Below are 21,158 nucleotides of genomic sequence, written 5' to 3'. Positions count from 1 at the left end.
ATGGGTCATCGTGGGACTTGTGGTCGTGGCCACGGTTATCTCGGCGCTATATCGCGAAGCAAGCGAGAGCAGCTTCAAGCGACTTCTTTCCGCCCACCTCTTCAGCCTTGTCGGAGCCGTCAGCGTTTCTCCCGAAGGCGAGTTGCAGGGGCGGCCGGAACTGGGTGAAATCCGCTATTCCAGTCCGCTTTCGGGCTGGTACTGGTCGGTGGAGCCTGTTTCCGGCAATCTGAAGGGCAGGCTTGAATCCCTCTCTCTGGCAGGACATGTCGTACCGCAGGTACCGCTCTCCATAGTCCCGTTCGACCAGTCCTTCACGAGAACCTATACGGAAAAGGGCCTCAAGGGCGAGGAGCTTTCGGTCGTCGAGACGGAAGTGGTCCTGGACGCGGCAAATCGTGTGGCGCGTTTCCGCGTGATGGGAAACCTGAGCGAAGTGAAGAAGGAAATCCGCGATTTCCGCAACACGCTCTACACCTATCTCGGCATCTTCGGACTGGGCAGCATTCTCATCAATGCGGCGATCATCCTGTTCGGATTGCGCCCGCTCGACAAGGTGCGCGGGTCGCTGGCCGATATCCGCGAGGGCCGTTCGAGCCGCGTCGATGGTACCTTGCCGACTGAAATCGCACCCCTTGCACAGGAAATGAATGCGCTGATCGAAAACAATCGCCGCATTGTCGAACGTTCGCGCACACAGGTCGGCAATCTCGCCCATTCCCTGAAAACGCCCCTTTCCGTCCTGGTCAATGAAGGCCGCAGTATTGGTGGCGAACAGGGCCGGGTGGTGGTCGAGCAGAGCCAGGCGATGCAGGTTCAGGTTCAGCATTATCTGCAGCGCGCCCGCATCGCGGCCCAGCGCGACAGCGTCGTTTTCCGCACGCCCGTCGTGCCGGTCCTGGAGCGGATGATCCGCGTGACGGCAAAGCTGAACCCCACCTATACGGTCAGTTTCGACAATAATCTGCCGAATGCCGTCTTTGCTGGCGAGCGCGAGGATTTCGAGGAAATTATTGGAAACCTGATGGAGAATGCCGCGAAATGGGGGCATTCCGTCATAAAAGTGAGCCTTTCATCGAAACGCTTCGAGGCGAAGACCGATATGCTGCCGCATGCCGGTTTTGAGATATCCATTGAGGATAACGGCTCAGGGCTGGCGCCTGAAAGAATTCAGGAAGCGCTCATGCGCGGCCATCGTCTCGACAAAACCAAGCCGGGCACTGGACTTGGTCTTTCCATCGTGCAGGACACGGTGCGCGAATATGGCGGCACGCTGCGGTTGGAAAAATCACCGCTGGGGGGTCTTGCAGCACGAATCGTGCTACCTCTTGTTGAAAATTGATTTCCCCGCGCGAAATTGAACATTGCTTCGGGAACGCATATCATTAGAACCCTTGACATAAGCTCCGGCAAACATTCGATATTCATACCTAAAATGAAATTGAGATCACCATGAAGCCCATTATTGTACCGATCGCGCTCTCCATGGCCCTGTTCAGCCTGTCCGCATGCAACACGATTTCCGGCCCAACGCCCGTCGTGAGCCCGGGTTCCGGCGCTTCGGCGGCAGCACCGGTGAACGCGCCGTCGGGCGCGGGGGTCGGCATGGGCATATTGGGCGCACTGGGTAACGGTCTCATCGGCACGGCCGCCAACCGACTCGATCCGGCTGACCGCAAAAAGGCGCTCGAAGCGGAGTACAAAGCGCTCGAATATGCGCCCGTCGGCCGGGCGACGAGCTGGAAGAGCGCTTCCGGCACCCCGTCGGGAGAGGTGATCGCCGCCCAGCCCTATCAGGTTGGCTCTCAGAATTGCCGGCAATACACGCACATATTCACGATCGATGCTGCTCCGCAAACCGTGCGCGGAACCGCTTGCCGCAACCCCGACGGAAGCTGGACGCCGCTTACCTGATCGCGGCGAATTGCCCTATCTGCCCGCGTTCATGAATGTTCCGGTTGGATTCCCCGCGCGGGCCGATTATGTCTGCGCGCATGGAATTCTGGCTGATCGCTGTTCTTCTGACCTTCGCTGCGACACTTGCGGTTCTTCTTCCGTTGACGCGGCGGAAGACGGCGGATGCCGCGGACGGACAATATGACCTTGAAGTCTATCGCGATCAGATGCGCGAAGTCGATGCCGATGCGGCGCGCGGCCTGATAGATCCGCAAAGCGCGGAGCAGGCGCGTGCCGAGATCGGCCGTCGCATGCTGAAGGCGGAGCATGAGGCGAAGCAGCAGGACAATACGAAAATTCCCGGCATGCAAGGCGCGCGCTGGGTTGTTCTTTCCGCCGTCCTCTCAGTCCCGCTGATCTCATGGAGCCTCTATGCGCTGACCGGTTCTCCCGATGTGCCGGCCCAACCATTGGCCGAGCGCATGGCGAAGAACCCGGCCGACGGATCGGTAAATGAACTCATCGCTAGGGCGGAAGCGCATCTCGCCCAGAATCCTGACGACGGACAGGGCTGGGACGTTCTCGCGCCCGTCTATCTGCGCCTGCAGCGGCCCCAGGACGCAGTCAACGCCTACAGGAATGCGATACGCCTGCAGGGCGAATCGGCGGAACGCACGCTCGGCCTTGGAGAAGCATTGGCGCTCGTCGCCGGCGGAACCATTACCGGAGACGCGCAAGCGATGTTCGAACGCGCCGCGGCCCTGGACCCCAACGATATCCGCCCGCGCTTCATGATCGCGAGGGGGCTGATGCAGGAAGGCCGGAACGGCGACGCGGCCGATCTGCTGCAGAATTTCCTTGACAAGGCTCCCGCCGACGCGCCTTGGCGCGACCAGCTCAAGACCGCGATCGAACGGATCAGGAATCCAGCCGTCGCCGCGGCGAACGGGCCTGATCAGGAAGATGTCGAGGCCGCAGCGAATATGAACCCGGAAGATCGCAATGCGATGATCAACTCGATGGTCGCAACCCTCGATGAGCGGCTGAAGCAGAATCCCGACGATGTCGAGGGCTGGAAGCGGCTCGTCAGGTCCTATCTGATCTTGAACCGGCGCGATGATGCGCTTGCCGCGCTCAAGCGCGGCAACGACGCACTGGCCGGGGAAAAACGCAACGATCTCGTGGCCTTCGCCAAAGGGCTCGGGCTGGAACTTGCGGAGGTGAAACCGTGAGCCGTAAACAGAAAAGACTTGCCGTGATTGGCGGCGCGCTCGGGGTGCTGGCGCTTGCAGTGGCCCTGGTGCTGGTCGCTTTCGGACAGGACATACGCTATTTTCGCACGCCTGCCGACCTCACCACCGAGGACATGGCGTCCGGCGCGCGGTTCCGCCTTGGCGGCCTGGTGGAAAAGGGCACGGTGGTGCGTGGTGCCGGCACTGAGGTTCAATTTGCTGTCACCGATACGCTGAAAAGCGTGAAAGTGATCTATAATGGCATCCTGCCCGATCTTTTCCGCGAGGAGCAGGGCGTCGTCACGGAAGGGCATTTCACCCCTGATGGAACGTTTGTGGCAGACAGTGTCCTTGCCAAGCACGACGAGAAATACATGCCGAAGGATGTGGCCGACAGCCTGAAGGCAAAGGGCGTCTGGCAGGGGAATTGATGGAGCAATTGACGAGGACACGGTATCGCAGATGACGGTAGAGATCGGACAGTTCGCACTGATACTGGCGCTGACGCTTTCCCTGGTGCAGTCGATCCTGCCCGTGTTCGGCGCGTGGCGACATGACGGTCGGATGATGGCCGTCGCGGTGCCCACGGCGTTTGCCGTCTTTGCCCTGATCGTATTGTCCTTCGTGATCCTGACCCACGCTTATGTCGTTTCCGATTTCTCGGTCCTCAACGTGGTCGAGAATTCGCATTCCCAAAAGCCGATGCTCTACAAAATCACCGGTGTCTGGGGCAATCACGAAGGCTCCATGCTGCTGTGGGTGCTGATCCTCACCTTCTTCGGCGCCCTCGTCGCCTTCTTCGGCAACAATCTACCTCCCGCCTTGAAAGCCAATGTCCTCGGCGTACATGGCTGGATCACCACGGCTTTTCTCTTCTTCATCGTCGCCACCTCCAATCCGTTCAGGCGTATTGTTCCCGCGCCGATGGAAGGGCAGGATCTCAACCCGATCCTCCAGGATATCGGCCTCGCCATTCATCCGCCGCTGCTCTATCTCGGCTATGTCGGCTTTTCCGTGTGCTTTTCCTTTGCTGTCGCGGCCCTTATCGAGGGACGGATCGATGCGGCATGGGCCCGCTGGGTGCGGCCCTGGACGCTGACCGCTTGGGTGTTCCTCACCGGCGGCATCGCCATGGGCTCCTACTGGGCCTATTACGAGCTGGGCTGGGGCGGCTGGTGGTTTTGGGATCCGGTCGAAAACGCCTCCTTCATGCCATGGCTGGCCGGGACGGCGCTTCTCCACTCGGCCCTTGTCATGGAAAAACGCTCGGCGCTGAAGATTTGGACGGTGCTGCTGGCCCTGCTCACCTTTTCGCTGTCGCTGCTCGGCACCTTCCTCGTGCGCTCCGGCGTGCTCACATCGGTCCATACCTTCGCCACCGATCCGGGGCGCGGCCTGTTCATCCTGGCGATCCTCACCCTCTTCATCGGCGGTTCCCTCGCGCTCTTCGCCTTCCGTGCGCAAACCCTTTCGAGCGGAGGGCTGTTCCAGCCGATTTCGCGCGAAGGCGCGCTGGTCTTCAACAATCTGTTCCTGACGACGGCGACCGCGACCGTGCTGATCGGCACGCTCTATCCGCTGCTCCTCGAAGCGCTGACCGGCGACAAGATCTCCGTCGGCGCCCCATTCTTCAACATGACGTTCGGCCCGCTGATGATCCCGCTTCTGGCAGCCGTGCCGTTCGGCCCGCTTCTGGCTTGGAAGCGTGGTGATCTCCTCGGCGTCGGACAGCGGCTGATGACCGCCTTTGCCCTGGCGCTGCTCGCCGTCGCGTTCATCCTCTACCGCACATCCGCCCATGAAGTGCTGGCGGCCTTCGGCATCGGCCTTGCGGTATGGGTGATGGCGGGAAGCCTCACCGATCTGGCACTCAAATCGGGGATCGGCAAGGTCTCCGCCGCAACCGCGCTTGCACGCTTCATCGGGCTGCCGCGCTCGGTCTTCGGCACGGCACTCGCCCATTTCGGGCTTGGCATCACACTGCTCGGCGTCGTCAGCGTCACCACATTCGGCACGGAGCAGGTGGTTGCCATGAAGCCGGGCGATACGCTGCCCGTAGCCGGGTACCAGCTGCGCTATGACGGACTCACGCCTGCGACCGGGCCGAACTACACCGAGCAGCAGGGGCGGTTCACGCTTCTCGACAAGGCTGCCCGTCCGGTTGATACGATCATCTCCGCCAAGCGCTTCTATCCGGCGCGGCGTACGCCGACCACCGAGGCCGGCATCGTCACGCATGGCGTCAACCAGTTCTATATTTCACTGGGCGACGATATGGCCGGCGGCGGCATCGTCGTGCGCATCTGGTGGAAACCTTTCGTCACCCTGATCTGGCTGGGAGCGCTGGCGATGATGATGGGCGGGTTCGTTTCGCTGCTCGATCGCCGCTTGCGCGTCGGCGCGCCTGCAAAAGCAAAAGCACCGCGCCCTGTGCGGGCGGAGGCGTCCGCCTGATGCCAAGCGCCGTGTTCTTCAAACATTTTATTTTTAGATGGAAACGCTGGCGGGACAGCGCCCCCCTCTGTCCTGCCGGACATCTCCCCCGCATGGGGGGAGATTTTCTGTCATCGGTGACGTCCCTATTTTCTGAGCCGGTGGCGATTGGCGAAAGCGGAAATCATAGCCAATCTCCCCCCTTGCGGGGGAGATGCCCGGCAGGGCAGAGGGGGGCGCCTCGCGATTCCATTAAATTAGGTACTGTCCTCGCTTTCGCGCTGCTGCTCGCCCCAACACCTGCCCAAGCGGTGACGCCTGACGAAATTCTTCCCGATCCGGCCCTGGAACAGCGCGCGCGCGCGCTTTCAGCGGAACTGCGCTGCATGGTCTGCCAGAACCAGTCCATCGATGATTCCAACGCCGATCTGGCCAAGGATTTGCGGGTTCTCGTCCGCGAGCGGCTGAAAGCGGGCGATAGCAACCAGCAGGTGCTCGATTTCGTGGTGGCCAGATATGGCGAATTCGTCCTGCTCAAACCGCAGTTCGAAACCAAGACCATCCTTCTCTGGGGCTTTCCGGTGTTGATTTTGCTGATCGGCGCCGGCTTTCTCGTTGTCTCGGCGCGCCGCAAACCGGCGGCGCCAATCCTTCCGCTCTCGGACGAAGAGCGCCGGAAACTGGCCGAGATCATGCCTCCGGCCATGGAAGATGAAGACAAGCAGAAAGTTTGAATCTTACCAAACTTTCATGTTGCGGAAATCAACCGGTAAGGTTGTGGGCGTTATCTCTAGGGTTGATGGTCGTTTAGGCTTTGGCTTGCGCCGGAGTGAACCTACATATCACCTTGGTTCTTAACGGTCGTTCGGCCAGCCTGCCCCATAATGCCCTGAAGGAGATTCCGATGCCGAAAGAAAAGTCCCCATCTTTGTACCGCAAAAGCTTGATCGCCGTGGCGATGACCTCCGCTCTCGCCGGTGCGGTCCTGGCGAACGGGCCGCTCAGCGCCGTCGTGTCTGCCTATGCCGATCCGGTCAGCGTCGATGCACCCGCACAGCCGGGCTTTGCCGACGTGGTGGCGAAAGTCAGCCCTGCTGTCGTCAGCGTTCGGGTCAATTCCGATGTGCGGCCTGCCTCAGATCCGTCCGATCAGGGACAGGGCTTCTTTTCGGGTCCGGGTTTCGACCAGCTTCCGGACGATCATCCGCTGAAGCGCTTCTTCCGCGAGTTCGGCGGCGAGGGCGGCCAGTGGGGCCGTCCGGGCAGCAAGCAGAAGCGCGGTGAAAACCGTCCGGGCCGCGAGCGTCCGGTGGCGCAGGGTTCCGGCTTCTTCATCTCCGAAGACGGCTATCTCGTCACCAACAATCATGTGGTGTCCGATGGCGACGCCTATACCGTCGTGCTCGACGACGGAACCGAGCTCGATGCCAAGCTGGTCGGCACCGACCCGCGCACCGATCTCGCCGTCCTCAAGGTCAACGATCCCAAGCGCAAGTTCACCTATGTGGCCTTTGGCGACGACAACAAGATCCGTGTCGGCGACTGGGTGGTTGCGGTGGGCAATCCGTTCGGCCTTGGCGGAACTGTGACGGCGGGCATCGTTTCGGCCCGTGGCCGCGATATCGGCGCCGGTCCCTATGATGATTTCATCCAGATCGACGCGGCGGTCAACCGCGGCAATTCCGGCGGCCCGGCCTTCAATCAGCAAGGTCAGGTGATCGGCATCAACACCGCCATCTTCTCTCCATCCGGCGGTAGTGTCGGCATCGCTTTTGCTATTCCCGCTTCTACGGCGAAACAGGTGGTCGACCAGATCATCAAGACCGGCTCCGTCCAGCGCGGCTGGATCGGCGTGCAGATTCAGCCGGTGACGAAGGAAATCGCTGAATCGCTGGGCCTTTCCGAGGCGAAGGGCGCCATTGTCGCTTCTCCGCAGGATGGTGGACCGGCCGCAAAGGCCGGCATCGAGGCCGGTGACGTCATTACCGCGGTCAATGGCGAGACAGTCGACGACTCCCGTGATCTCGCACGCAAGGTTGCGGCGATCGCACCCGGACAGAAGGCGGAACTGACGGTCTGGCGCAAGAACAAGGCCATGACCATCAATGTCGAGATCACGTCCATGCCCAAGAATGTCGAGCAGGCGAATACCGAGAAGCCTGCGCAGCCAGGCAAGCCGGAGTCGCTCGACTCCTATGGCCTGACCGTCGTTCCCTCGGATGACGGCAAGGGCGTCGTGGTCACGGATGTCGATCCCGACAGCGATGCGGCGGACAAGGGCATTCGCTCCGGCGATACCATTGTCTCCGTCAACAACAAACCGGTGAAGGGCGTTGGCGATATCAACGCCGCGATTGCGGATGCCGCAAAGTCGGGCCGCAGCGCTGTGCTGCTGCAATTGCAGAGCAACGACCAGAGCCGTTTCGTGGCACTTCCGATCGCCAAGGGCTAGTACTGCATAACGAATGCCGGAGACCTTTATCCAGTCTTCCGTTTCCGGCATTCGACCTGTGCGGTTTGGGTGGCATATCGGAAGCGCAGGGCAGCGGATCCCAATCGGTCCGCTGCCCGCTTTACCGCACAATTCCTTAAATCGGATCAATCTATAGTCTGCCATGAAGATTCTTGTCATAGAAGATGATCGCGAGGCCGCCCGGTATCTGGAGAAGGCCTTTGCCGAAGCCGGCCATGCAGCAGATATCGCCGGCGATGGCGAGACCGGTTATGCCCTGGCCGAGAGCGGCAATTACGACGTGCTGATCATCGATCGGATGTTGCCCCGTCGCGATGGCCTCGCCGTCATTGCCGGCCTGCGCGCCAAGGGCATTGAAACCCCGGCGCTGATCCTGTCGGCGTTGGGGCAGGTCGATGACCGCGTCACGGGCCTGCGCGCCGGCGGCGATGATTATCTGACGAAACCCTATGCATTCTCGGAGCTTCTGGCGCGTGTCGAGGTCCTGCGGCGGCGTTCGAGCCCCCGTGAGGCCGATACGATCTATCGCGTCGGCGATCTGGAACTCGATCGCCTGGCGCATACGGCGCGTCGCGGCGGCACCGATATCGTCCTGCAGCCGCGCGAATTCCGTCTGCTCGAATATCTGATGCGGCATGCGGGGCAGGTGGTGACGCGCACCATGCTGCTGGAAAATGTATGGGACTACCATTTCGATCCGCAGACCAACGTGATCGACGTCCACATCTCGCGGCTGCGCGGCAAGATCGAGAAGGGCTTCAAGACACCGCTCCTGCATACCGTGCGCGGCGCCGGCTATGTGTTGAAATCAGCCGCAGCCGGTCCTTCGGAAGGCCCGCCGGCCGGAGTTCGCTGATGAGCCGTTTCGCCGCCTTGATGCGCACGACGGCAGCGCGTCTTTCAGCGCTTTATCTCCTTCTGTTCATGCTCGGCGCCGTTGCGATCGTTTTTTACATGACGAACCTCTCGGTCTCGCTGCTGACCAGCCAGACCCAGCAATCGCTCAACGAGGAAGTCGCCAGCATCGGCGCGAGCTATTCCCGGGGCGGCATTCCGCTGCTGGTGCGCACCATCGACCGGCGCTCCCGCCAGCCGGGAGCCTATCTCTATCTGGTTTCGGACCCCGTCGGACGCATCCTGGCCGGCAATGTCGAAAGCCTGCAGCCCGGGGTTCTCGATACCGACGGTATGGTCGAGCGGGCATTTACCTATCAGCGCTATGGAGATCACAACCCGAACGACGTTCACAAGGCCATCGCCGTCGTCATCGCGCTTCCCAACGGCATGCGGGTCCTCGTCGGCCGCGATCTCGGCGAGCCGGAGCGGCTTCGCGATATCGTCCGCCGCGCGCTCGTGCTGGCCCTTGGCATCATGGGCGTGGGCGCGTTCCTGATCTGGTTCTTCGTCGGCCGCCGCGCTTTGGTTCGCATCGATCAACTCTCCTCCGCTTCCCACCGCATCATGGAGGGCGATCTGGCCGGACGCCTGCCGATCAGCGGGTCGGGCGATGAGTTCGACCGTCTTTCCGGTAGCCTCAACGCCATGCTGGGTCGCATCCAGGAATTGAATGAGGGCCTGAGGCAGGTTTCCGACAATATTGCGCATGACTTGAAGACGCCGCTCACGCGGCTGCGCAACCGGGCCGAAGCCGCGCTGACGGGCGGCAGGCTGACGAAGGATTATCGCAACGCGCTCGAAGACATCATCGCCGAATCCGACCAGCTCATCCGCACCTTCAACGCGATCCTGATGATCTCACGGCTTGAGGCGGGCTATTCCAGCGAAAGCATGCAGATCATGTCCGCCGCGCCTATCTTGCACGATGTCGCCGATCTCTACGAACCGGTTGCCGAGGACGCCGGCGTTTCGCTGTCGCTGGGCGATCTTGACGAGACGCCGCTCCGCATCAATCGCGAACTGGTCGGCCAAACCGTGTCCAACCTCGTCGACAACGCCATCAAATATGCAGGCGGGGAAGGCGGAAATGCAGCGGTCACCCTTTCAATGGAGCGGCAGGACAAAAGCCTCATGATCGTCGTCGCCGACAACGGCCCCGGCATTCCCGAGGAGCAGCACGACCGCGTGACGGAGCGCTTCGTGCGCCTTGAGGAGAGCCGCACCCAGCCCGGCCTGGGCCTGGGTCTCAGCCTTGCCAAAGCGGTAATGAAATTGCACGGTGGCAGTCTCAGGCTCGAGGACAACAAACCCGGCCTTCGTGCGGTCCTGGCTTTCCCGGTGCCGGAGAATAATGGGTAGAACGGTTTAATTTTTGATGGAAACGCTGGCAGGGCAGAGGGGGCGCCTAGAACCAGCGTTTTCATTTAAAGTGAAATGCTCTAAATTAAAGGAGAGGCCGTTGGCCGCACGGGAGGAACTGTTTTTCGCACGGAAACTAAGACCGCTCATTCCCATTGATGCGGATAGAGCCGCCGGGTTCCTGGCCGATCTGCGCGAGAGCGCGGCTGGAGCCGACTGTACGAAACTCCTGAAGCAGATCGATGATCGGCCTTCGGCGGCCTTCCTCTCTGCCGTCCTCGACCTTTCCCCGTTCATCCGCGAGGTGCTGCTGCGCCGCCCGGCGATGCTTGAGGCGTTGTGCGAGGCTTCTCCCGAGGTGCGGCTGGAGAAGGTCATGGCCGATATATCGGCCTCATGGGAGGGGGGCGACGTCACGGAAAGCACCATCATGGCCGCACTTCGCCAGATGAAGCAGGAAGCCCATGTGCTGATCGCGCTGGCTGATCTTGCCGGGCTGTTCTCCACGGCCGAGACGACCGGCTGGCTGACACGTCTTGCCGAAGCCTGCATCAGGGCGGCGGTCTGTTTTCTGCTGCGTGATGCCGATGCCGGCGGCAAGATCAGTCTTCCTGATCCGACGAAACCCGAAACTGGCTGCGGCTGGATCGTGCTGGGCATGGGCAAGCTCGGCGCCTGTGAACTCAACTATTCCTCGGATATCGACCTGATCGTCTTCATTGACGAGAGGAGCAAGGCTATTGGCGACCCGCTCGATTGCGTCGAGATATTCTCGCGGCTGACGCGCCGGCTGGTTCGCATCCTCCAGGACCGCACCGCGGACGGCTATGTCTTCCGCGTCGATCTGAGATTGCGCCCGGATCCCGGATCGACCCCGCTTGCCATTCCGGTCGAGGCGGCGCTGCATTATTACGAAGGTCGCGGCCAGAACTGGGAGCGCGCCGCGATGATCAAGGCTCGTCCGGTGGCGGGCGACATCGAGGCCGGCCGCAAGGTGCTGGCGGAACTTGGCCCCTATGTCTGGCGCAAATATCTCGATTACGCGGCGATCGCCGACGTGCATTCGATCAAGCGCCAGATCCACGCCCATAAGGGGCTCGGCGATATCGCGGTGCGCGGTCACAACGTCAAGCTTGGTCGTGGCGGTATCCGCGAGATCGAGTTTTTCGTCCAGACGCAGCAATTGATCGCCGGCGGCCGCTTCCCCGAACTGCGCGGTTCTCAAACGGTGGCGATGCTGGGCAGGTTGGCGGAACGCGGCTGGATAACCCCGGATGCCCGCGATGCACTTGCCGAAAGATACGCCTTCCTGCGCGACATCGAGCACCGGATCCAGATGATCGCCGACGAGCAGACCCATGTGCTGCCCGAGGACGATGAAGGCTTCCTTCGCGTAGCGCGCATGATGGGATACGCTGGGGGGGATAATTTCTCGAAGGATTTCCTCTCGGCCCTCGCCACCGTCGAGGACCATTACGCCGCGCTGTTCGAGCAGGCGCCGGAGCTCGGTTCGGAGACCGGCAATCTGGTGTTCACGGGCGATGTCGATGATCCCGGCACGCTTGAAACCCTGGCCGCTCTCGGCTTCCAGCGCCCGAGCGATATCTGCCGCGTCATCCGCACCTGGCATTTCGGCCGCTATCGCGCCACGCGTTCGGCGGAAGCCCGCGAGCGCCTGACCGAGCTGACGCCGGCATTGCTCAAGGCCTTCGGCGAAACGCAGCGGGCGGACGAGGCGCTTCTGCGTTTCGACGAGCTGCTGAAGGGCTTGCCGGCGGGCATCCAGCTCTTCAGCCTGCTTCAGTCCAACCGGCCATTGCTGGGCCTTCTGGTGCTCATCATGAGCGCCGCGCCGCGTCTGGCCGATATCATCACCCGCAAGCCGCATGTCTTCGATGGCCTGCTCGATCCGGCCATCTTTGCCGAAATGCCGACCCGGACCTATCTCGAAGAACGGCTGGAGAGCTTCCTTGGCAATGGCGGCCTCTATGAGGAAACGCTTGACCGCCTGCGCATTTTCGCCGCCGAACATCGTTTCCTCATCGGCATCCGCCTGCTGACGGGCGCCATCGACGGGATGCGTGCGGGCAGGGCGTTTTCCGATCTCGCCGATCTGATGATCGGCAAGGCGCTCGCCGCCGTTCTGGAGGAGTTCAGCCGCCGTCACGGCACCGTCGCCGGCGGCAGGGTCGCCATCCTCGGCATGGGCAAGCTCGGCAGCCGGGAACTGACCGCCGGCTCCGATATCGACCTGATCCTTCTTTATGACCATGACGACGACGCGGAAGAGTCGGACGGCGAAAAGCCGCTGCCGTCCTCGCAATATTTTATCCGCATGACGCAGAGGCTGATCGCCGCCCTTTCCGCGCCGACGGCGGAAGGCGTGCTCTACGAGGTCGATTTGCGTCTGCGCCCGTCAGGCAACAAGGGGCCGGTGGCGACCCACATTGCTGCCTTCGGTAAATATCAGCGCACCGAAGCCTGGACCTGGGAGCACATGGCGCTGACGCGCGCGCGCCCAGTCGCAGGCGACGAGACGCTTCTGGCGCATATCGCATCGGAGATAGATGGCATCCTGGCCCTGCCGCGCGATCCGGCAAAGACCGCCGGGGATGTCGTGGAGATGCGCGCCTTGATCGAACAGGAAAAGCCGCCGCGCGACATCTGGGATATCAAGCTGACGCCGGGCGGGATTATCGATCTGGAATTCCTCGCGCAATTCGCCGCGCTGACCGGCAATGTCGAGACCAGGCACCGCTCGACAGCGACCGAGGATATCCTGGCCCGTCTCAAGCCGTCCTTCGCCGAGCCGTCGGTCTGCGACGAACTGGTCGATGCGCACCGGCTTTATACGCGTCTCAGCCAGACGATAAGGCTCTGCCTGATCGGCGAAGTGGAAAGCGACGATCTTCCGCCGGGTCTTTCCGATCTTCTGTGCCGCGCGGCTGAATTGCCTGATCTGAAACGCGTGGAAATCCATCTGGAGCAGGTTGCGAAAACCGTCCGCAAGCATTTCGACACGCTCATGCGCCAGGCGATGCGGAAGGCTCAATAAACGACGCTGAAATCACGCGGCTTTCGCTTCGACCGCATTGACCGGGATTCTGACTGAAACGATCGTGCCAACCCCTTCGGCGGAGCGGATTTTCAACGCGCCGCCGTGCAACGATACCAGGGAGCGCGAAATCGCCAGTCCCAGGCCGGAGCCGGCATGGGATTTGGTGAACTGGTTCTCGACCTGCTCAAAGGGCTGGCCAAGCTTTTTGAGCGCTGCCTTCGGGATGCCGCAGCCGGTGTCCTCGATGGTCAGGATCAGCGCGCCGGATGTCTTGCGTGCCCGCACCGAGATGCGGCCACCTTGGGAGGTGAATTTCACCGCGTTGGAAAGCAGATTGATCACCACCTGCTTGATCGCCCGGCGGTCGGCATTCAGCGTCATCGTCTCGGCGATCTTGGTCTGAACCTCGATCTTCTTCTCCAGCGCCTGCAGCGATATCACCCGCACGGTTTCCCGGATCAGCGGACAGAGGTCGATTTCTTCGCGATCGAGCGAGAAATGTCCCGCCTCGATCTTCGACATGTCGAGAATGTCGTTGATGACGTTGAGGAGATAGGCGCCGCTGGTGTGGATATCGCGCACATATTCGTCATAACGGTCCGAACCGAGCGGCCCGAATGTGGCCTGTTGCATCATCTCGGAAAAACCGATGATGGCGTTGAGCGGCGTGCGCAGCTCATGCGACATGTTGGCGAGGAACTCGGATTTCGCCCGGTTGGCGCCCTCGGCACGTTCCTTCTCCACGGCATATTTGCTGGCGAGCTCGGAGAGCTCGCGCACCCGGTCCTTTTCCGCCTTGCGGGCAAGGCTGAGGTCATGGATGGTCGCCATCAGGCGGCGCTCGCTGTCGACCAGCCGCTCCTGGTGCAGCTTGAGCTGGGTGATGTCGGTGCCGACGGAAACGAGACCGCCATCCTGCGTGCGGCGCTCATTGACCTGCAGCCAGCGCCCGTCCGCAAGCTGGCGCTCGAAGGTCTGCGCGCCGCTGCGATCGTTTTCATTGGCCATCCGCCTTTCGAACGAAACCGGCCGGATCAGCGGCTGGATTTCGTTCCGGGTTACGCCCGGCACAAGCGCGGCGGCGGGGAGCCCGGCATATTCGTTGAACTTGCTGTTGGACATGACGAGCCGATTGTTGGCGTCCCACAGCACGAAGGCTTCCGAGATATTCTCGATGGCTTCGCGGATGCGCATGTCGGCTTCGGCCGTCGCTTGAGCGAACCGGTGCTGCTCGCTGACATCGAAGGCGATGCCCACCAGATGCAGATCGCCCTCTTCGGCTATTTCGGCGCGCACCCGCATCCACACCCAGTAACCCTCGGCGTGGCGCATCCGGAATACCTTGTCGAGTTGCCTTATATCGCCGGCCACCGCCTGCGTGGCGATAGCGTAGAGGTCGCCGTCCTCGGGGTTGATGATCGCTGCTACGTCGCCAAAGGAAAGGATGGCGTCATGCGCCTCATAACCCAGCATCTCGTACATGGAGCGCGACCAGTACATGCGCCCGCGCGCCATGTCCCAGTCCCACAGGCCGCAACGCCCCCTGGCGAGCGCCATGTTGATGCGCCGCTGGATCTGGTCGGAAATCTGGTCGGCGTCCCTGGCCCGCGCCGCCTGACTGAAATAGGCGTAGAGGATAGCCATCATCACGCCTGCCGTGCCGGCAAAAAGCGTAACGTTGAGCGAGAGGATCCGGCGCCATTCCGCGTAAACCGTCGCGACCGGCTCGGCCGCGAAGACGGCGAGATTGCCCTTGGCCGTGCGATTGAGCGAGGCCAGCGCAAGCTCACCGTTGAGCTTGATCTGCATGACGCCCGCCCGCTCGCCGAAAAGGAACAGCGGTTGGCCGTCCCCGATGACGCTTTCGATGTTCTTGCCGCGCAGCGCGTCCATGCCGGATGAGGTGATCACGATGGAATTGCCGTCGGCCACGAGGATCTCGATAGCAGGGGAAATCAGTCCCCTGGACCGAAAATCCATGATGAGGTTCTGTAGTTCCATCGGCGTGAGGCCGCCGGCATTCTCCGCATCGTCGCGCGCATTGGCCATGCGGTCGATCATCGCCGAAATATGGCTGGTGGAAAGCGCCAGCGCCGAACGGGTGTTGCGTTCGATATCGTCCCGCCACGCCATCAGCGACAGCACGCGGGCGACGGCGAGGATGATCAGAAAAAGGATGATGAGTGTCGGGATCGAGCGGCGCAACCACGGCTCGAGCGTCAGGAGCTTTTGATAAGCGGGGCCGGCGAGCAGACCGGCATGACCGGAAACCCCGGCCTTCGACCTCCTCTTCTTGGAGGCGTAATACCTCGCCGTCGGCGCGTCATACGCGTCCGCATTTGCCATCCCGTGGCCCCTCTTGAATGTACTCTTTCCGGTGAAAGCGATTCGGGACGACACACATCCGAACCATGGCCAATGAATCAAAACTGATTCGGCCTGTCCAGTCTTTTCATTAAATTTTAATCAAAATGGAAAGTGATTCGCCGCAATTCGTCTTTTTCAGGGCGCGCCGCGAAAGTTTACGAGAGTTTCAGGTTCAAAGGCTGCGCCGACCTCGCCTTCCGGCTTGATTATACACAGCCCCGGCGTTGCAGAACGTCTACCCCAAAGTCCGCTCCACGATATCTTTCACATCAGTCGAAAGCTTCTCCGTGGCTGCGATCTGGGCAAGAGCCGCACGCGCATGTTCCCGGCGCCCCGCCTCCAGCGAGCGCCACGACCGCAGCGCCGTGAGGAGCCGCGCCGCAAGCTGCGGGTTTTCCCCGTCGATCTTCAGGATCGCATCGGCGAAGAAGCGATAGGCCGCGCCGTCCGCCCGATTGAAGCCGGTCTGGTTGGCGGTGGCGAAAGCGCCGATGAGCGCGCGGGCGCGGTTCGGATTGTCGAGCGAGAACAGCCTGTGCTGCATGAGCGCTTGCACAGTGTCGAGAGACTTAGGCCCCGGGCGCGTTGCCTGCACAATGAACCATTTGTCCATCACCAGCGGATCGCCGCCGAAGCGCTTTTCGAAAGCCGCCAGCGCCTCGGCCGCACTTTCGCTGTCGCCGAAACGGTGGACGAGCACGCCGAGCGCCGCCGCCCGGTCCGTCATGTTGTCCGCGGCGCGATATTGCGCCGCCGCGCGTGAAGGGCTTGCCTCCGCGACACTGAGATAATCGAGAAGGCTGTTACGCAATGCCCGGCGTCCCGCGCTTGCTGCATCCGGAGAAAATTCTCCCGTGTTGACCAGCGTGTCATAAAGCGCGGCGAACAACCCCGCATGGGTCTCGGCGATGGCCTTGATCAGCGCATCGCGGCTCGCCAGAACCGCGTCCGGATCGATATTGTTGCCGATCTCGCGGGCGATATCGCTTTCGCCGGGAAGCGTCAGGCAGAGCGCGCGAAACGCTGCGTCGAGCGTCTCGTCGGCCGTGATCCGGCCTACGAGATCCACTATATCGCTGTCGATAACAGGCATCTTGCCGCCGCGCACCCGTTTGACCCCTGCGATGAGCGTGCCCGTGAGAAGCTTGGTCAACGCCTGCCAGCGCCCGACCGGGTCGCTGTCGTTGAGCGCCAGGAACATCAGATCGTCACGGGGCAGTTCGCTTGCAAGCGTCACCGGCGCGGAGAACCCGCGCAGGAGCGAGGGAACGGGGCGTTCCGTGATGCCGGTGAAGCGCACCGTCTCCTTGCGTTGGCGCAGATGGATGACATCGGCGATCACTTCCGCCCCCGCCGTCGTTTCAGGCGCGATCTCCTTGCCGTCGGAGCCGATGAGGCCGAATTTGACGGGAATATGCATCGGCTTCTTGCGGCTCTGGCCTGGCGTCGCCTTCATCGATTGCTCGAGCTCGATGGTGAACGTCTTTTCCGCCGCGTCGTAATCATAGCTGACCGAGAGGTTCGGCGTGCCGGCCTGCTCGTACCAGAGCGCGAACTGGCTGAGATCGCGTCCTGACGCTTCCTCGAACACCCTGACGAAATCCTCGATGGTCGCCGCGTCCCCGTCATGACGCTCGAAATAGAGATCCATGCCTTTTCGGAAAAGATCAGGCCCGAGAATGGTGCGGATCATCCGAACGACCTCGGAACCCTTCTCATAGACAGTCGCCGTATAGAAATTGTTGATCTCCCGATATTGGCGCGGGCGCACGGGATGGGCAAGCGGCCCCGCATCCTCGGGGAACTGGTGCGCCTTGAGCGTCTTTACCTCGGCGATCCGCTTGACCGCGCGGGAGCGCTGGTCCGCTGAAAATTCATGGTCGCGGAAAACGGTCAGCCCTTCCTTCAGGCAGAGCTGGAACCAGTCGCGGCAGGTGATTCTGTTTCCCGTCCAGTTGTGGAAATATTCATGCGCGATGACCGCCTCGATACCGGCGTAATCCGCGTCCGTCGCCGTCTCGGCATCGGCCAGCACATATTTGTCGTTGAAGACGTTGAGCCCCTTGTTCTCCATCGCGCCCATGTTGAAGTCCGAGACGGCAACGACATTGAACACGTCAAGATCATACTCGCGCCCGAAGACATCCTCGTCCCATTTCATCGAGCGCTTCAGCGCGTCCATGGCATAGAGCGCACGGGGCTCCTTGCCGTGTTCGACATAAATGGCGAGATCGACCTTGCGGCCTGAGCGTGTGGTGAAGCTGTCGGCAATATGCCCGAGCGAGCCGGCAACCAGCGCAAAGAGATAGGACGGCTTGGGATGCGGATCGTCCCAGACGGCGAAATGCCTGCCGCCCGGCAAGTCGCCTGTCTCTACCGGATTGCCGTTGGAAAGCAGAACCGGCGCTTCGGCCTTCGAAGCCTCGATGCGCACCGTATAGACCGAAAGGACATCCGGGCGGTCGAGGAAATAAGTGATGCGGCGAAACCCTTCCGCCTCGCATTGCGTGCAATAGACGCCGCTGGAACGATAAAGCCCCATCAACTGTCGGTTGGTCATCGGATTGATCTCGGTGACGATCTCGACGGTGAAACGCTTCTCCTCGGGCAGTTGAGTGATTTCCAGCCTTTCCGGCGTTGCCTGATAGCCATTGTCGCCAAGGGCAACACCATTGACCGACAATGCGACCAGCTTCAGGTCGTCGCCGTCGAGCACCAGCGGCTGCGAAGCATCAGTGCCTTCGCGACGCTCGATCGACAGGACGGCACGCACGATCGTTTTTTCCGGATGGAGATCGAAGGCCAGCGAGGTCTGCGGGATCAAATAATCCGTCGGACGATAATCTTCGAGGCGGAAAAGCTGGCCGGTATCCGTGCGCATGTGTCGACTGGTTCCTCAATGAGCGGCAGTGCTCCCATTTTCCTATCGTTCTTTACCGGAGGGCACAACACCGGCTACTTTCCTGGCCAGTTTCCGACGCGCAATGCAGGATGAAAATCCCATTTATTGCACTGGCATTCCGGCGGAATGAGGCATATGGAAAGGTGGTCGCACCCGAGGGGAAGACCTGGGGGAGGAGCGGCCGCCGTAATTCATTCCCGAGGACTATCGCCTTGAACGCTCCCTCGCGTCCGGAGCCTGCTGAGATCAGTGCCGAACCCAAGGTCATGACGGGCATCGGTTTCAAGGTCGCATCGGTCTGCGTTTTCGTGGGCATGTCCAGCCTCCTCAAGGCATCGGAGGGCATACCTGTCGGCCAGCTCGTCTTTTTCCGGTCGTTCTTCGCGATTTTCCCCGTTCTGGTCTACCTCGCCTTCACGCATCAGCTCCAGGGCGTGTTCCACACCAAAGAGCGGCTGAGCCATGTCTGGCGCGGGCTGGTCGGCGTTTGCTCCATGGGGTTCACCTTTTACGCGCTGACCAAGCTTCCGCTTCCCGAAGCCATCGCGCTCAACTATGCCTCGCCGCTCTTCGTCGTGGTGTTCAGCGCAATCTTGCTGCACGAGACGGTGCGTGTCTATCGGTGGAGCGCTGTGGTGATCGGCCTCGTCGGCGTCGTGGTGATCCTTTGGCCGCGGCTGAGCATCTTCTCCAGCGGCCAGCTTGGTATCGATGAGGCGCTGGGCGCTGGCGCGGCGCTGGCCGGCGCCGGCATGAGCGCCATCGCCATGCTTCTCGTGCGCCGTCTCGTCCAGACCGAGCGCACGCCCACCATCGTCATCTATTTCTCGCTCACCTCGAGCATCATAGGGCTTTTGACCTTGCCTTTCGGCTGGGTGATGCCGACCCCGATGCAGGCCTTTATGCTAATCGCGGCCGGGTTCGCCGGCGGCATCGCGCAGATCTTCCTGACCCAATGCTACCGCTATGCCGAAATGTCGACCATCGCCCCATTCGAATATACCTCGATGCTGCTCGGCCTCGCCATCGGCTATCTCATCTTCGGCGAAGTTCCGACCTTGCAGATGATCATCGGCAGCACAATCGTCATCGGCGCCGGAATTTTCATCATCTATCGCGAGCATCAGCTTGCCGTCGCCGAACGCAACCGCCGGGCGTTGGCGCTGAGGGATTGACGCTTTAATCCTGAGCGGTCGCATCACTACGCGGGTTGAACTGCAGCGTTTCCGGCGTCTGCTGTTTTTCCGGACTGTGAAACTGGAATTCCGTCTTCTGGTCGGCCGCAATGGAGAGGCTGCGCCGCTGGATGCGCCAGAAGGCGTGCGCGCCATAGGCGGTGAAGCAGATCGCCATGGTGACGAAAAACCCCGATGGCCCGAAGGAATCCATCAGCCGTCCCGCGACCTGTGGCCCTGTCATGCTGCCGATGCCGTAGACGATCAGGAGGCCGCTCGATACCTCCACGAATTCGCTCGGATCGGCGGAATCATTCGCATGGGCGGTATTGAGGCTGTAGATCGGATAGAGCACCGATCCAAACAGGAACATCATGAGATAGACCGGCCATCCCGTTCCAGGATTGATGAAGACCATCGCCGAGGACAGCACGAGGCCGATGACCCCCGCCAGGACCATCACATAGCGCCGGTCGACGAAATCCGAGGCGCGGCCAAGCGGGTACTGGAAGATCGCGCCGCCGATCATGGCGGAGGCGAGCATCGTCGCGATGCCGAGCGTCGAAAGCCCGATCTCCTCGCCATAGACGGCGGCAAGGAAATTCCATGAACCTGCGATGATTCCGGCGATCAGCGAACCGACGACGGCCGCCGGCGAACGGCGGTAAAGCCCCTTGAGATCGAGCGAAACCTGCGTCAGCGGCTTGGGCGACTGGGCGTTGGAAAGAGCGGTCGGGATGAGCGCGCTGGCATAGATGAGCGCGCATATGATGAACAGCGTCTGCGTCGCTGGATTGCCGAAGGGCAGGATATATTGCCCGACAAGCAGCCCGACCATCGAGACAATCATATAGATCGAAAACACCATGCCGCGCGTCTCGTTGGTGACGCGCTCATGCAGCCAGCTCTCGACGATCATGTAGCCGCCGGCGAGCGAAAAGCCGGCGATCGCCCGGAACATCATCCAGGCAACGGGCTGCGTCACCAGCGAATGCAGCAGCAGCGACATGCTGAGCAATGTCAAAAGCACTGAGAACACCCGGACATGGCCAACCCGCAGCACCAGCCGGGGAACGACGAGGCAGCCCGCGGTGAAGGCCAGCGCATAGGTGGTGCCGATCCAGCCGATGGTCGTCGGCGTCCATCCTTCGAGCCCGGCGCGCAACGGCAGGAGAATACCGGCAAGCCCGCCGGCCACCAGCATCAGAAACGTGCTGAACAGCAGCGCGGCGATCGACAGGAGATGGCCAGCCATGGAAGCCCTCGAATATTAAAAATTGAGAATAGAGGAAGAAATCGCCGGCTGCGCGAGAAATTGCGACGCGGGCGGTAGTTCAATTCCGACATGTGGTTAGCCATCGCCTGT

At 61.5% G+C, this 21,158-nt stretch carries 14 protein-coding genes; 11 read left to right on the top strand and 3 right to left on the bottom strand.

Going from position 1 to position 21,158, the window contains the following annotated elements:
• Positions 1–10: 10 nt before the first annotated feature.
• The 10 genes from DUT91_RS13290 to DUT91_RS13245 all read left to right on the top strand — a co-directional run bounded on the left by DUT91_RS13290 (position 11) and on the right by DUT91_RS13245 (position 13,345).
• The gene (locus tag DUT91_RS13290; protein ID WP_114441188.1) at positions 11–1,342 is read left to right on the top strand and encodes an ATP-binding protein; all 1,332 of its coding nucleotides are present in this window, start codon (positions 11–13) and stop codon (positions 1,340–1,342) included.
• A 110-nt stretch (positions 1,343–1,452) separates the two neighbouring features.
• Positions 1,453–1,914: a hypothetical protein gene (locus DUT91_RS13285; RefSeq protein WP_245419707.1), complete on the top strand. Its 462-nt coding sequence runs from the start codon at positions 1,453–1,455 to the stop codon at positions 1,912–1,914.
• 80 nt (positions 1,915–1,994) lie between these two features.
• Entirely contained in the window at positions 1,995–3,128 is a 1,134-nt protein-coding gene (gene ccmI, locus DUT91_RS13280; protein ID WP_114441185.1) for a c-type cytochrome biogenesis protein CcmI, read from the top strand.
• Positions 3,125–3,559, top strand: coding sequence for a cytochrome c maturation protein CcmE (ccmE, locus tag DUT91_RS13275; RefSeq protein ID WP_114440890.1), 435 nt, complete (start codon positions 3,125–3,127; stop codon positions 3,557–3,559). The genes ccmI and ccmE overlap by 4 nt, the downstream gene beginning before the upstream one ends.
• A gap of 31 nt (positions 3,560–3,590) precedes the next feature.
• On the top strand, positions 3,591–5,582 hold the full coding sequence (locus tag DUT91_RS13270) for a heme lyase CcmF/NrfE family subunit (RefSeq protein ID WP_114440889.1): 1,992 nt from the start codon (positions 3,591–3,593) through the stop codon (positions 5,580–5,582).
• 230 nt (positions 5,583–5,812) lie between these two features.
• Positions 5,813–6,295, top strand: a complete 483-nt coding sequence (locus DUT91_RS13265; protein WP_114441183.1) for a cytochrome c-type biogenesis protein — start codon at positions 5,813–5,815, stop codon at positions 6,293–6,295.
• 170 nt (positions 6,296–6,465) lie between these two features.
• Positions 6,466–8,013 (top strand): Do family serine endopeptidase, encoded by a 1,548-nt coding sequence (locus DUT91_RS13260; protein WP_114440888.1) that lies wholly within the window; start codon positions 6,466–6,468, stop codon positions 8,011–8,013.
• A gap of 163 nt (positions 8,014–8,176) precedes the next feature.
• Positions 8,177–8,890 carry a response regulator transcription factor gene (locus tag DUT91_RS13255; RefSeq protein WP_114440887.1) on the top strand — a complete coding sequence of 238 codons (714 nt, stop codon included), beginning with the start codon at positions 8,177–8,179 and terminating at the stop codon, positions 8,888–8,890.
• Entirely contained in the window at positions 8,887–10,290 is a 1,404-nt protein-coding gene (locus tag DUT91_RS13250; protein WP_200834969.1) for a sensor histidine kinase, read from the top strand. Before DUT91_RS13255 ends, DUT91_RS13250 begins: the two co-directional genes overlap by 4 nt.
• Before the next feature lie 16 nt (positions 10,291–10,306).
• Complete coding sequence (locus tag DUT91_RS13245) at positions 10,307–13,345, top strand: bifunctional [glutamine synthetase] adenylyltransferase/[glutamine synthetase]-adenylyl-L-tyrosine phosphorylase (protein ID WP_114440885.1); 3,039 nt, start codon at positions 10,307–10,309, stop codon at positions 13,343–13,345.
• 12 nt (positions 13,346–13,357) lie between these two features.
• On the opposite strand, the gene DUT91_RS13240 is transcribed toward DUT91_RS13245, so the two are convergent.
• On the bottom strand, positions 13,358–15,694 hold the full coding sequence (locus tag DUT91_RS13240) for a PAS domain-containing sensor histidine kinase (protein WP_114440884.1): 2,337 nt from the start codon (positions 15,692–15,694) through the stop codon (positions 13,358–13,360).
• A gap of 256 nt (positions 15,695–15,950) precedes the next feature.
• The gene (pepN, locus tag DUT91_RS13235; RefSeq protein ID WP_114440883.1) at positions 15,951–18,596 is read right to left on the bottom strand and encodes an aminopeptidase N; all 2,646 of its coding nucleotides are present in this window, start codon (positions 18,594–18,596) and stop codon (positions 15,951–15,953) included.
• Positions 18,597–18,829: 233 nt separating this feature from the next.
• Here pepN and DUT91_RS13230 point away from each other — a divergent pair, with 233 nt between their 5' ends.
• On the top strand, positions 18,830–19,792 hold the full coding sequence (locus DUT91_RS13230) for a DMT family transporter (protein WP_425373790.1): 963 nt from the start codon (positions 18,830–18,832) through the stop codon (positions 19,790–19,792).
• 4 nt (positions 19,793–19,796) lie between these two features.
• Here the strand turns inward: DUT91_RS13230 and DUT91_RS13225 are convergent, their stop codons facing one another.
• A complete protein-coding gene (locus DUT91_RS13225) occupies positions 19,797–21,047 on the bottom strand; it encodes an MFS transporter (RefSeq protein ID WP_114440881.1) in 1,251 nt (416 codons plus the stop codon).
• Between the last annotated feature and the right edge of the window lie 111 nt (positions 21,048–21,158).

The sequence above is a fragment of the Paramesorhizobium salinisoli genome (assembly GCF_003335045.1).
In the GTDB taxonomy this organism is placed as follows: Bacteria; Pseudomonadota; Alphaproteobacteria; order Rhizobiales; family Rhizobiaceae; genus Paramesorhizobium; species Paramesorhizobium salinisoli.
This window is presented reverse-complemented; position numbering and strand designations above follow the sequence as displayed.

Coding starts and splice junctions, on each gene's coding strand:
- DUT91_RS13260 (WP_114440888.1), top strand. CDS start 6,466: ATGCCGAAAGAAAAGTCCCCATCTTTGTACCGCAAAAGCTTGATCGCC.
- DUT91_RS13240 (WP_114440884.1), bottom strand. CDS start 15,694: ATGGCAAATGCGGACGCGTATGACGCGCCGACGGCGAGGTATTACGCC.
- DUT91_RS13270 (WP_114440889.1), top strand. CDS start 3,591: ATGACGGTAGAGATCGGACAGTTCGCACTGATACTGGCGCTGACGCTT.
- DUT91_RS13245 (WP_114440885.1), top strand. CDS start 10,307: ATGGAAACGCTGGCAGGGCAGAGGGGGCGCCTAGAACCAGCGTTTTCA.
- ccmI (WP_114441185.1), top strand. CDS start 1,995: ATGGAATTCTGGCTGATCGCTGTTCTTCTGACCTTCGCTGCGACACTT.
- DUT91_RS13225 (WP_114440881.1), bottom strand. CDS start 21,047: ATGGCTGGCCATCTCCTGTCGATCGCCGCGCTGCTGTTCAGCACGTTT.
- DUT91_RS13255 (WP_114440887.1), top strand. CDS start 8,177: ATGAAGATTCTTGTCATAGAAGATGATCGCGAGGCCGCCCGGTATCTG.
- DUT91_RS13285 (WP_245419707.1), top strand. CDS start 1,453: ATGAAGCCCATTATTGTACCGATCGCGCTCTCCATGGCCCTGTTCAGC.
- pepN (WP_114440883.1), bottom strand. CDS start 18,596: ATGCGCACGGATACCGGCCAGCTTTTCCGCCTCGAAGATTATCGTCCG.